Annotated in this window: 9 protein-coding genes; 3 read left to right on the plus strand and 6 right to left on the minus strand. The window is 70.9% G+C overall.

The features are described 5' to 3' along the window. Positions 1–6 precede the first annotated feature (6 nt). The 6 genes from HEP73_RS04380 to HEP73_RS04405 all read right to left on the minus strand — a co-directional run bounded on the left by HEP73_RS04380 (position 7) and on the right by HEP73_RS04405 (position 9,498). Complete coding sequence (locus HEP73_RS04380; RefSeq protein ID WP_185822265.1) at positions 7–4,833, minus strand: N-acetylmuramoyl-L-alanine amidase; 4,827 nt, start codon at positions 4,831–4,833, stop codon at positions 7–9. A gap of 9 nt (positions 4,834–4,842) precedes the next feature. Beyond that, positions 4,843–5,160 (minus strand): hypothetical protein, encoded by a 318-nt coding sequence (locus HEP73_RS04385; RefSeq protein WP_185822266.1) that lies wholly within the window; start codon positions 5,158–5,160, stop codon positions 4,843–4,845. A gap of 297 nt (positions 5,161–5,457) precedes the next feature. Beyond that, positions 5,458–6,390 carry an AfsR/SARP family transcriptional regulator gene (locus HEP73_RS04390; RefSeq protein ID WP_185822267.1) on the minus strand — a complete coding sequence of 311 codons (933 nt, stop codon included), beginning with the start codon at positions 6,388–6,390 and terminating at the stop codon, positions 5,458–5,460. A gap of 363 nt (positions 6,391–6,753) precedes the next feature. Continuing rightward, entirely contained in the window at positions 6,754–7,425 is a 672-nt protein-coding gene (locus HEP73_RS04395) for a methyltransferase (RefSeq protein ID WP_185822268.1), read from the minus strand. Positions 7,426–7,485: 60 nt separating this feature from the next. Continuing rightward, complete coding sequence (locus HEP73_RS04400) at positions 7,486–8,127, minus strand: SGNH/GDSL hydrolase family protein (RefSeq protein WP_185822269.1); 642 nt, start codon at positions 8,125–8,127, stop codon at positions 7,486–7,488. A 90-nt stretch (positions 8,128–8,217) separates the two neighbouring features. After that, positions 8,218–9,498: a pyridoxal phosphate-dependent aminotransferase gene (locus HEP73_RS04405; protein WP_185823292.1), complete on the minus strand. Its 1,281-nt coding sequence runs from the start codon at positions 9,496–9,498 to the stop codon at positions 8,218–8,220. A gap of 90 nt (positions 9,499–9,588) precedes the next feature. Between HEP73_RS04405 and rsgA the strand changes: the two genes are divergently transcribed. The 3 genes from rsgA to HEP73_RS04420 all read left to right on the plus strand — a co-directional run bounded on the left by rsgA (position 9,589) and on the right by HEP73_RS04420 (position 12,772). Beyond that, positions 9,589–10,704 (plus strand): ribosome small subunit-dependent GTPase A, encoded by a 1,116-nt coding sequence (rsgA, locus tag HEP73_RS04410; RefSeq protein ID WP_185822270.1) that lies wholly within the window; start codon positions 9,589–9,591, stop codon positions 10,702–10,704. A 28-nt stretch (positions 10,705–10,732) separates the two neighbouring features. Further along, positions 10,733–11,986 (plus strand): flavohemoglobin expression-modulating QEGLA motif protein, encoded by a 1,254-nt coding sequence (locus HEP73_RS04415; RefSeq protein WP_185822271.1) that lies wholly within the window; start codon positions 10,733–10,735, stop codon positions 11,984–11,986. 105 nt (positions 11,987–12,091) lie between these two features. Next, positions 12,092–12,772 carry a type 1 glutamine amidotransferase domain-containing protein gene (locus HEP73_RS04420; RefSeq protein ID WP_185822272.1) on the plus strand — a complete coding sequence of 227 codons (681 nt, stop codon included), beginning with the start codon at positions 12,092–12,094 and terminating at the stop codon, positions 12,770–12,772. The last annotated feature ends 16 nt before the right edge of the window (positions 12,773–12,788 follow it).

Below are 12,788 nucleotides of genomic sequence, written 5' to 3' on the forward strand. Positions count from 1 at the left end.
CGGGGCTCAGGCCGCCACCGCGGCGCCGGCCGGCTGCGCGGTCCAGCGGTTGATGCGCTCGTAGCGGCCATCGCCGAGCAGGCGCAGTTCGATGCTGGCGGCGGGATTGCCCTGGGCCAGGCCGCTGAAGCGGTACTCGATGCAGACTTTCAGCGCGGCGGCGTTGCCGACGTCGTCGGCATCGTCGATGCGGGCGATCACTTCCACGCCGTAGTCCAGGCGTGCCGGCACGCCGGCTTCGATCCGCACCTCGCCGACGCTGCCGGCCTCGGCGTAGAAGCCGACCGTCAGCGGCAGCGGCGTAGCCGCGCCATCGATCGCCGGCCAGTCGTCGAGCGCGATGCGAACGTCGCCGACGGCGCTGCTGCCGGGTCCGCTGCTGCCGGCCTGCGGCGCCTTGCGGCCCTGCAACTGCTCCAGCGCCCAGCGGCAGGCGCCGGCGCTGCCGCGTGTGCGGGTCATGCGGGTGCCGGCGATGCGGCTGGGTTCCAGCGGCTCGCTGCTTTGGCCTGCGGCGGCATCGGCCTGCAGCGCACGGATCGGCGCCGGCGGCCGCGCCAGGCGCATCGCGCCGAGGCCCAGGCCCTGTGCGGTGGCCGCGGTTGCGGGCAGGTACAGCACGCGCCAGTTGCCGTAGTCCGGCTCGGCCATGTTGCCGAAGTCCGAGGCGAAATCCTGGAACGGCAGCCAGTCGGCGTAGCCGGCGTTGGGCGGATTGAACGCGATCGGATCGTTGTCGAAGGCCACCCGCGTGTCCCAGGGATTGAGCAGCAGCACCTGCGTGTCCGCCGGATCGGCGAGGTTGCCGCGGATGCCGGCCAGCACCACCGCATGCGGCGCGCCGACGATCACCACCCACAACGGACCGTGCGCGCCGAGCCAGTCGGCCCATTGCTGTGGCGTGTGGTAGAGGCTGGCGTTGGACGGTTGCTCGATGGCGACGAAGCCGTAGCGCGCCTTCACCGCATCCAGCAGCGCCCAGTCGTACGACGTGCTCAGCGACTGGCCGACTTCGGCGGCCAGCGTCTCCGGCGCGAACGAGGCCTGGCGGCGGTACGACAGCAGCATCGCCATCGACGCTGCCCAGCACGCGTTCTTGTCCGGCTGCGGGATCAGCGCCACGTCGTACAGCGGTTCGGCGCCCAGCGTGCGTGCCGTGTTCGGCAGCGCGAAGGCGCTGCTGCGGCCTTCGATCCACTCCAGCTTGGCGGGGGTGAGGAAGCAACCGCGATTCAGCCCCTGCGCCGCCGGCGCGCCGGAGATGTGCACTGCACAGACCCGCGCCTCCAGTTGGCCGCTGCTGCGGTCCAGCGCATAGACCGGTGCGCCGCTGGCGCGATGCAGGGTCAGGATCGGGTATTCGATCAGTTCGGCATTGCTCATTTCCCGCGCGTAGCCGCCGTGCAGGTGCTGCTTGTCGCCGTTCATCAGTGCGGTCAGTTCCGGCACCGCGTCCGAGCGTCGCGAGTAGCCGCATACCACCAGCGGCATGTGCTCGGACGGGGTCGCCTGCAGGAAGCGGAACCACTGGCCGTTGGGCGCTTCGATCGGCACGTTCTCGATCACCGCCAGGTCGCGCTCGCTGTCGTTGGGCGAGGCGTAGCCCGGCGCCAGCCGCCACGACGACGCCGGCACCGTGCAGCTGCCGAACGGCGCGTTGCCGGCGCCGTTGAGCGCGGGCAGGATGGTGACCTGCGAACTGCCGTGCAGGTTGTGCGCGCAGGTGAGGATGCGGTTGCGACCGATGTAGAAGCCGGTGCCGGTGCCGTTGTCCGATACCAGCTGGCAGATCGCCGAATGCGGGAACGCGCGGGTGTCCTCGACGCCGACGAACCATTCCTCGCGCGCCTGGCTGAAGGCGTCGTCCTGGCAGGTCAGCGCGCTGGCCGGATCGCTCGGGTCGTAGAACGGGGTGATGATTTCCTGCGCACGCGCATAGCTGCGCGTCGCCAGGCTTTGCGCGGTGGCCGCGGGCGCGCTGCGTTCGGCCAGCGCCTGTTGCACGCAGCCGAGGTAGTGGTCCCAGTCCCAGATCGAGGACGGACAATCGTGGTTGTCGCGCGGGGAGATCTCGAAGTGGCCAACGATGTGCTCGCGGTCGGCGGCGATGCCGAACTGCGTGCACAGCCACGCCACCAGCTGCGCCGAGGCCTGGTACTGCGGCTCGGTCGGCGGCAGGTCGCGCGGATTGCCGCGGCTGGGCTTGTTGGCGCAGTGCTCGATGCCGACGCTGCGCGAATTGGCGGCGCTGGCGTGGTAGGCGGTGTCGGCGTTGCGCACCATCTGCACCACTTCGCCGTCGCGGCCGACGATGTAGTGCGCGCTGCTGACATTGGGCCGCTCGCCGTTCTGGAACCAGGCGATGGTGCCGTCGATGCGCGGCCCGCCGGCGGTGATGTGGATGACGATGCGGTCCACGCTGGTGCCGGCGCGGCGGCCGCGGCGGAAATTGCGCGCATGCGCCGGCGCGAAGCGGGTGGCGCCGGGATAGTCGGGCGCGGGCGCCTGCAGCGCGTTCGCGCGCAGCGATTGCGCGCTCGCGGCGACGCTGTCGGTGGGTTCGTCTTCGCAGATACCGAACGCGTCCGGATCGATCTCGGCTTCGACGGCGCTGGCAGCCTCCTGCGCCAGCGCACGCGCGCCCAACGAGAACGCCAGGGTCTGGCCCCAGGCCGCCGCCTGCTGGCGGATCCAGGCCAGCTTGCCGGCGGTGATCCGGCAACCCAGGTTGGTGGTGGCGGTGGCGCCGGCCACGTGCACGCCGACCATGTGCGCGCGCGGGGCGTCGCCGGCTTCGATGTAGTACACCGGCGAGCCGCTGGCGCCGCCGAGCGATTGCAGGTCGTAGTCGAACGTTTCCTCGCTCGGCAGCGAACGGATATGGCCGCCGTGCAGGTGCTGCTTGTCGGCGTCGATGACCGCATTGACCAGCCCGCCGATCGCGCTGCTGTCCTGCGAATAGGCCGAGTAGCCGCACACCACCACGCCTTCCGGCCGCGACTGGGTCAGTTCCTCGACCAGGTCGAAATAGTCCGACGCGGCGGCGCCGGCCGGCACGCGGATCAGCGCCATGTCGAAGTCGCGGTTGCCGGCGCTGTAGGCCGGATGCGTCAGCATGTCGGCGGCGCCGACACGGAAGCGCCCGCGCGGTTCGCTGTCGCCGTCGCTGCCGGCGCCGTTCTTGCCCGGCACGATGATCAGTTCGTCCTGCCCGGCGACCACGTGCGCGGCGGTGAGCAGCAGGCGCGGGCCGATGAAGAACGCGCTGCCGTGCGCCGCGCCCGCCTCGCTGCCGTCTACGCGCCGCGCCTGGCAGATCGCGCTGTGCGGCGGCACGCTGGTGTCGTCCACGCCGAGCAGCCATTGCGCGCTGCCGGCGAAGAACTCCAACTGCGCACGCAGCGCGTCCAGCCAGCCGCTGGGACGGTAGTACGGCCCGACCACACGCATCGCCTGCACCGGCGCCGTCCCCCTGCGCGGTGCGGCGCCGCGCAAGCCCAGGCCCTGCGCGGTCGCCGCTGCGGGCCCGGCCAGGCAGCTGCGGCTGGTGATCGACTGCATGTACGCCGGCCACTCCCACACCGCATCCGGGCAGCCGCGATGGCTGGTCTGCGGGTCGGCCTCGGCATGGCCGAGGATGTGCGTGCGGTCGGTGGCGATGCCGTAGCGCTCGCACAGCCACAGCACCAGCGCCGCCGACGCGCACAGCTGCGCCTGGCTCGGGCGCAGGCCACGCGTGTTGGCCACGTGCTCGATGCCGATGCTGCTGCCGTTGGCGCTGCGCGCATGCCAGGCGACATCCTCGTGGCGCACCATCTGCACCACTTCGCCGTCCTGGCCGATCACGTAGTGCGCGCTGACCCGGGCCGCCGGATTCTGGAACCAGCCCAGGGTGCCGTCGATCCTGGCGCCGCCATCGGTGATGTGCAGCACGATGCGCTCGATGCTGCGCGGCGCGCTCGACGCGCGGTAGTTGGCCGGGTCGGCGGCGACGAAGCGGCTGGCCTGCGGATATTGCGGTGCCTGTGCGCCCAGCGGCGAGGCGAGGGTGCGCAGGCCCAGGCTGCCCGCGCTGAGCGTGTCGTCCGGAATCGGTCCCTCGATGCCGTAGGCGTCGTCGGGATCGGCCGTGGCGTCCTGCGCCAGGCTGCGGGCACGCCAGGCTTGCGCCGAAGCGGCCGGCGCGGCGGGGCTGGAGGCGGTAGGCGCAGCAGGTGCCGGCGCAGGCGCCGCCGCATTGCCCGCGCCGTTGCTGGCAGGCGGTGCATGTTGCTGCTGCCACAGTTCGTCCGAATAGCCATCGCTGTAGCCGCCGCCGCGGGTGCCGGCGCTGCCGCCGGCGTTCGGCGCGGCGGTCGTGGAGCCGCTGTTGCCGGCGGCGGGCGCCGCGGCGTCGCCGCCCCAGCCCAGGTCGCTGCCGCCGTTGCCGTAGCTGCCGCCGTCGCTGCTGCGCGTGGCGCGGCGCAGGCTGCGCTCGCTCAGACCGGCCAGGCTGACGTACATGCTGCCGCGATCGGGCAGGTTCACTTCGAGCGGCTGGCTGCGGTTGCGATCGCTGTAGGTGACCAGCCCGAAGTACAGCCGCGGCTGGCCGACGAAGCGTGCCATCACGCTCGGCGGCACCAGGTACATCGCCTCGCGCTCCTTGCTGCGCGGCTGGATGCGGCTGGAGAAGAAGTTGCGCGCGGTGCGCTGCGCGCGGTTCTCCGGCTTGAGCAGCTGCGGATCGGTCGCCAGGCCGATCTCGAACAGCGGGTTCTCGGTGCGGACGCTGAAGCTCAGCACGTTGAAGCGATCGTTGACGGTATCGCGGGTGGCGCGGATCAGGGCCATGACGCACTCCTAGCGGCGTTTGCGTGGACGGGGCGGCGAGACGGTCACGGGGACGGCCACCGCTTCCAGCGCGGCGCCGTCGCCGGGTTCGGGATCGATCGCCGCGGCGATGTGTTCCCAGAACCGTTGCCGCCCGTCGATGCCGATGCCTTGCAGATGCGGTTGCATGAAGGCGAGGGCATGTTCGAGGTGGCGGAAGAAGCGGCGTTCCCCGGTCTGCACGTGTTCCACCGAGCCGCGCCATTCGCCCAGTGCGCTGTCGGCATCGCCGCGCTCGCACCAGATGCGGATGATGAAGACGGCGGTACGGTCCTCGAGCAATGCCATTGCCGCGTTTCCATCGGGTTGCAGCCACCCTAGGCGGCCGCGCTCACCGCGGTGTCACCAGCGCATCACCGCCCTCTCACTGCAGGCGCGAGGGTGGTGATGTCGGAGTGATGCGCATCCCGGAAGTACGCCGCGGGCGCTGCGGCGCATGCCTGCGCCACCGGGGGTGTAGGCAGATTTCGCGAGCGAGGACGAATGCGGCGTACGCCGCAGAGAGGCGAGCCTGGCTGACAGACGCGACGACGCCGCGCCGGGCAGCCAGTGCCCACGCCGTCGGCGGATACGCGGTGTGCGTGCTCAGTGTTCCAGGAATTGCAGGCTCAGCTGCAACTGCGAATCGGCCGCGGCCAGGCCGCGGCGGGCGGCCTCGATCAGCACTTGCGCCTGCATGGCGGCGCTGGGCATCTGCGTCGGCATCGGCAGCGTGGCCGGCACGGCGAAGCCGGCGTAGGCCGCGTGCGGTTCCGCCGCCGCGCCGATCGCGCCGTCGGCGATGCGCTGGTACAGGGTCAGGGTTTCGCGCATCGGCTGGATCGCCAGTTCGCGGCGCAGCAGGTCGCGGCAGCGTTCGAACTGGCGCAGGGCGTGCGCGCGCTGTCCGTTGAGTTCGAACAGCTGCATCAGTTCGCGGTGCACGTCCTCGCGCAGGGTGTCGTTGTCGAGGATCGCCTGCGCATGGCGGATGCCGTCGGCGTAGTCGTAGCGCAGCCGCGCCAGCTGCATCAGTCGCCACAACGCGTTGAGATAGCTACGGCGATGCCGCTCGCGCTCGCGCAGCGCCCAGTCGTCGGCCAAGTCCATCAGGATGTCGGAGCGGTACAGGGCCACGCCGCGGCGCAGCGCCTCGACATCCGCCTCGCTCATGCGCTCCGGTGGCTTGCCCAGCGCCGGGTCGATCAGGCTGGAGAACTCGGCCACGTCCAGCCAGATCTCCATGGGGCCATCCAGGCCGATAGCGCCGCGGCGGTCGCTGACGATCAGGTCGCCGTGCCGCAGCGGCGGCGTCTCCACGATCCGCCGCAACCGCCACAGCGCGGTGTTGAACGAGCCGCTGGACGCGCAGGCATCGCGCTCGGGCCACAGATTGGCGAGCAGTTCGCTGCGGCTGAAATAGCGCCGCTGGCCCAGCGCCAGATAGGCGAGCAGGCTACCGCAGCGTCCCGACACCGCAACCGCGCGCGCATCGCCATAGGCGATCGACACCGAGCCGAATACCCAGATCCTGAACATCCTTGCTGCCCTCCTCCGAAACGCACTTACCCCTGCCCTGAACCCAAACGCGAATCGGCGGCAGCAGCGGCCATCGCCGTCCAGGCCTTGCGTACCCGGCCGTAGGGAGCCGCGGCCGCGATGGTCGGCAGGCGGAGAATTCTTGGGAAATGCGCTGCGCCTGCGCCCAAGCGCAGGGCGGGGCGCATCACGACATCGATCAGGCGCGGCCGGCGCAGCGCAACGTGCGCGATCCGTTCGGTCGCGCCTGCCGCCTTCGTCAACCTCGTCTGCCGAACGCAACGGCTCTGCGCCGAACTGTGCGGCGCGAAACCGAACCGGTCGTGGATGTTCTGGATCAGGCCGAGCGCATGACCAGCCGTGTCAGCGCAGTTCGGCCACGATCAGCCAGTTGTTGAATGGCGTGTTGCCGTACAGCGGCGCGAACGTGGCGCGCAGCCCGGCGTCGCCAAGCTGGGCTTCCAGGCTGTCGCGGGTCGGATAGCACTTGGGCACTTCCTGCATCCAGCCGGCCAGGTGCGCGAGCACGTCGGTGACGCGGCTGGTGCGGCCGCGGCCGCTGGCATCGCCCAGGGCACTGCGGATCACCAGCTTGGCGCCGGGGCCGAGCATCTTCGCCACGCTGCGGATCAGGTTGGCCTGCATGGCGGCGTCCAGGTACTGCAGCACGTCCAGGATCGCCACGCTGCCGCTGTGCTCGGGCCAGGCCTGGCCGAGATCGACCACGTCGAAGCGGGTGTCGTGCAGTTCGCTGCGCGCGGCGATGCGGAGCGCGCGGCGGATCTTGGACGCGTCGATGTCCACGCCGTGGTAACGCTGCCGCTGGCCGTCGGCGCGCAGCGCATGCGCGAGCAGGCCCAGGCCGCAGCCCAGGTCCAGGATCGGCGCGTCGGTGCCGCGCAGCGCGGCGAGCACGCCGGGGTAGAGCGGATCGGTGCGCAGCTTGGTGCGGGTGTAGTAGTAGTCGTAGCGGTTGCCGAGCGGATGCGTCGGCAGGAAGGCGCGGGCGATGGCCAGGGCCTGCGGACGGGTCATGGGCTGGATGGTGCTGGCGTCGCGCAATGTCGGTCCTTGGCAGCGGGGCGTCGTACTCCGCTAGGCTAACGCATCGCGCGCCGCAGGCAACAGCAGGCCGGTCCAGCGCGCATACATCGCCGCCGATGGATGCAGGCCGTCGGCGGCGAGCATCGCGGCGCTGCCGCCGCCATCGCGGCTTGCCGCGGTGATGTCGACGAAGCGCACCGCACGCGCCTGGCAGCAGGCCTGCGCGGCCGCATTGAACGCATCGATCTGCGTGCCGATCAGTGCCGGATCGTGTTCGGGCGTCTGCGCGAACGCGGTCACGCCCCAGTCCGGGATCGATACCGCCAGCACCCGCCGCGGCTGGCCGTCGGCAAAGCCGATCGCGCGTTGCAGCAGCGCGGCGAACTGCGTGCGGTACTCGTCGAGCGCGCGCCCGCGGTACTGGTTGTTGACCCCGATCAACAGCGTCACCAGCGCGAACGGCCCCTGCGGCGCGATGGCATCGATGCCGGCAGCGAGTTCGTCGGTGGTCCAGCCGGTGGTGGCGACGATCTGCGGATCGGCGATGGCAATGCCGTCATGGCGCAGCGCCGCGGCCAGTTGCAGCGGCCAGCGCCCGGCGTCGGCCACGCCTTCGCCGATCGTGTAGGAATCGCCCAGCGCCAGATAGCGCAGCGGGGCATGCTGGAGCGTGGCGAAGCTGGCCTGGCTCATTGCGACGACACCGAAGACGACCGGGTCACCGGCACCGGAAATCGCAACAACGCCTCAACGCTTGCCCATTCCCGATTCCCCATTCCCGATTCACCGCCCCCCAGCCACGCTGCGCGGCTTCAGCGGTACCACCTTGGTCGCCGCGTCGGCGCGGCGCGCCAGCACCCGGTCGATGCGCGCGAACACCTCGCGCATCACCGCCGCTTCCGGCAACAGGGTCACGCGGAAATGGTGGCGGTAGGGCACGTTGAAGCTGGAACCGGGCACCACCAACACGCCCTCGTCGTTCATCAGCTCCAGCGCGAAATCGTGGTCGTCGAAATTGCGCGCGGCCGCGCCGACCACCGCCGGGAACGCGTACAGCGCGCCGGCCGGCTGCACCAGCGCCAGGTGCTCGCTGGCCGCACACGCCTCGATCACCGCGCGGCGGGTTTCGTACAGGCGCCCGCCCGGCGCGCACAGCGGCGAGATCGTATCCGGGCCGTTGACCGCGGCGTCGATCGCGTACTGGCCCGGCACGTTCGCGCACAGCCGCAGCGCGCCGAGCAGATCCATCGCGTTGCGGAATTCGGTGACGCGCTCGGCGGCGCCGGACAGCAGTGCCCAGCCCACCCGCCAGCCGCAGGCGCGGTGCACCTTGCTCAGGCCGCCGAAACTGATGCACGGGTGCTCGCCGGCCAGCGGCGCGACCGGCACGAAGTCGGCGCCGTCGTACAGCACCTGGTCGTAGATCTCGTCGACCATCAGCAGCAGGTTGTGCTTGGCCGCGATCGCCACGATCTTCTCCAGCAGCTCGCGCGAATAGCTGGCGCCGCTGGGATTGTTCGGATTGATCAGCACGATGGCGCGGGTGCGCGAGGACACCAGCGTCTCGATCTCCACCGGATCGGGCTGGAAGCCGTTCTCCGGCGCGCAGCGGTAATAGACCGGGCGGCCATCGTTGAGGATGGTGGCGGCCGACCACAGCGGATAGTCGGGCGAGGGCACCAGCACTTCGTCGCCGGGATTGAGCAGGGCGCGCAGCGACAGGTCGATCAGCTCGCTGACCCCGTTGCCGATGAAGATGCGGTCCGGATGCGCGTCCGGGTGCTGGCGCCGCGCATAGGCCGCGGCGATCGCTTCGCGCGCCTCCGGCAGACCCTGCTGGTGGGTATAGGGATCGGTGCGGCCCATGTCGTCGGCGATCGCGCGCTGCAGATGCTCCGGCGCGCGGAACCCGAACGCGCCGGGATTGCCGATGTTGAGCTTGATCAGCTTGCGCCCCTGCGCCTCCAGCTCCCGGGCTCGCCGCGCCAGTTCGCCGCGGATTTCGTAGCGGACTTCGGACAGGCGTTCGCGGATCGCGAGCGGCTTGATCGGCAGGGTGGGCATCGCATAGGCCGGTGGGGGCGTGGAACCGGCATGGTAACGGAAATGTGACATGGCGGCCGGGCCGGGCCCCGCACCGTCTAGAATCCGCCCATGACTTCCCCCCAGATCGACTTCGACGCGCTGCGCCCCATCGGTTGGCCCTGGCCCGGCATGCCGGAAGAACCAACCTGGCTCGCGGCGATGGCCGCGCATCCGCTGGCGCGGCCGGCGCGGGTCAGCGAGCAGCATCGCACCGGCTACGTGGTGGCCGATGCGGTGGATGCCGGCTTCAAGGTCGAGTCGCTGCCGGAATGGCAGCGGCCGCGCTTCCCCAGCCACGAGCGCGCCGCGGTCGGCGACTGGGTGCTGCTGGAGGACGACAAGCGCATTGTCGCGCTGCTGCCGCGGCGCACCGCGATCAAGCGCGGCGCGGCCGGCGAGCACTATCACCAGCAGGTGATCGCGGCCAACATCGATACGGTGTTCATCGTCTGCGGCCTGGATGCGGACTTCAATCCGCGGCGCATCGAGCGCTACCTGCTGTTGGTCGGCGGCGGCGGCGCCGAGCCGGTGGTGATCCTGACCAAGGCCGATCTCACCGAATACGCCGACGATGCGCTGGCGGTGCTGGAGGAGTTGGCCGCGCAGTCGATTCCGCTGCTGACCGTCAACGCCAAGGACCCCGACAGCGTGGCGGCGCTGCGGCCGTGGCTGGGCGCCGGGCGCACCGCGGTGCTGGTCGGCTCCTCCGGCGCCGGCAAGTCCACGCTCACCAACACCTTGCTCGGGGTGGAGAAGATGCGCACCGCGGCGGTGCGCGAGAACGATTCGCGCGGCCGCCACACCACCACCCACCGGGCGCTGCTGCCGCTGCCGTCCGGCGCCTGCCTGATCGACACGCCGGGCATGCGCGAGCTCAAGCCCACCGGCGAGGAAGACCTGGCCGAAGGCGGGTTCGCCGACATTGAGGCGTTGGCCGCGCAATGCCGCTTCAACGATTGCGCGCACCAGGCCGAACCGGGCTGTGCGGTGCAGGCGGCGATCGAGCGCGGCGACATCGAGGAGGCGCGGCTGGCCAACTACATGAAGCTGCGCGAGGAAGTCGCCGGCGCCGCCAGCAAGCTGGCGCAGCGCCAGGCGCAGAACGCAGACGCTGCCAGATCGGGCCGGCCCGGCCCGGGCAAGCCCGGCGGCAAGCGGCCGCCGCCGCGCAATCAGCGCCGCTGAGCGGCCGCGCCCGCCCGCCACGCTCGCGATGACCGCGCTGCCTGCCGAGATCCTGTACCACGCCGCTCTGGATGCGCGCCTGGTCAAGGCAGTGCGCGGCATCCGCCTGTTGGCGCTGGCGAGCTGGCCGGCGGCGGTGCAGGCGCCGTTCCTGGACAGCGTGGCGCGCGGCCAGCCGCAGCTGCCGCAGGTGCAGTACCCGCGGCTGGATTTCGCCGACACGCGCCGCGAGCTGGCGGCGATCGCGCAGGCGGCCGATCCGACGCATCCGCTGGGCGCGTATCTGCAAGCCTCCGCGCATAGCTGGGACCTGGCCGCGGCGTTGCTGGAGTCGCTGGGCACGCCGGCGGTCGGCATGTATTCGGCGCAGTTGTTCGGCGTGCCCGAGGATCCGATGCCCGGGCATGGCCCGACCACCCGCGATGCCGCGCGCCATTTCATCCAGATCGCGCAGGACCTGGATCGCGAACTGCTGTCGGCCGAAGAACAGGTGCCGGTGTCGGCGACGGCGCTGCGCCTGCTGCTGCAACGCGATCTGGACGAATTCTTCGGCGCGCGGGTGATCGCGGTGGAGCTGGATCCGGAGCTGCTGGCCAAGGCCGCGGCCGGCGCGCACCGCATCCGCCTGCGCACCGGCGCCTCGTTCAGCGATTACGACCGCGCGCAGCTGTTCCACCACGAGGCGCTGGTGCATTCGCTGACCGCGCTCAACGGCCGCGAGCAGGCGCACCTGCCGAGCCTGGCCTTGTCGTCGCCGCGGGTCACCGCCACGCAGGAGGGCCTGGCCACCTTCGCCGAGCAGATCACCGGCAGCATCGACATCGCGCGGATGAAGAGGATCAGCCTGCGCATCGAGGCGATCGCGCTGGCGCGCGGCGGTGCGGATTTCGTCGAGGTGTTCCGCTATTTCGATGCGGCCGGGCAGTCGCCGGCGGAGAGCTTCTCCTCGGCGCAGCGCGTGTTCCGTGGCGTGCCGACCGGCGGCGGTGCCGCTTTCACCAAGGACACGGTGTATTTGCGCGGGCTGGTCTCGGTGCACACCTTCTTCCGCCAGGCCTTGCAGCGCGATCGTTTGCCGCTGTGCCGCTGGTTGTTCGCCGGCAAGATGGCGCTGGAGGACGTGGCCGCGTTCGCGCCGTTGTTCGAGGCCGGCGTGCTGGCGCCGCCGCGCTGGTTGCCGAACTGGGTCGCGCGCGCCAGCGGCCTGGCCGGCATGCTGGCGTTCTCGCTGTTCGCCAACCGCATCCGCATGGATCAGCTGGACGGCGCCGAAGGCGCCTGAACGCCAGCGCGTCGCGCTCACCCGCTGCGAATGTGCGCGTGCCGATACTGCGCGCCTGGCCTGCAGCGCATGGCCGCCATTTCCACGCAAACAAGGGACATCGACATGAAAATTCTGATGGTGCTGACCTCGCACGACCGCCTCGGCGACACCGGCCACAAGACCGGTTTCTGGCTGGAGGAATTCGCCGCGCCGTACTACGTGTTCAAGGACGCTGGCGCCGAGATCACCCTGGCTTCGCCCAAGGGTGGGCAACCGCCGCTGGACCCGAAGAGCGACGCGGCCGACGCGCAGACCGCCGCCACGCAGCGGTTCAAGGCCGATGCGGATGCGCAGCGGCAACTGGCGAGCACGCAGCCGCTGGCCGACGTGCAGATGGCCGACTACGACAGCGTGTTCTATCCCGGCGGCCACGGCCCGCTGTGGGATCTGGCCGAGGACCGCACCTCGATCGCGCTGATCGAGGCGTTCGAGCGTGCCGGCAAGCCGATCGGCTTCGTCTGCCATGCGCCGGGCGCGCTGCGCCGGGTCACCGCCGCCGATGGCGCGCCGCTGGTCAAGGACCGCCGCGTCACCGGTTTCACCAATGGTGAAGAGGCTGCGGTCGGCTTGACCGAGGTAGTGCCGTTCCTGATCGAGGACGAGTTCCAGCGGCTCGGCGGCCTGTACGAAAAGGGCGCCGACTGGGGCGTGCACGTGGTGGTGGACGGCAAACTGGTCACCGGCCAGAACCCGGCTTCGTCCGAGGAAGCGGCGAAGGCGTTGCTGGGGTTGTTGGGCAAGTGAGTGTCTGCGGCGCGCG

Origin of the sequence: Xanthomonas sp. GW (assembly GCF_014236815.1) — a bacterium.
GTDB lineage: Bacteria > Pseudomonadota > Gammaproteobacteria > Xanthomonadales > Xanthomonadaceae > Xanthomonas_A.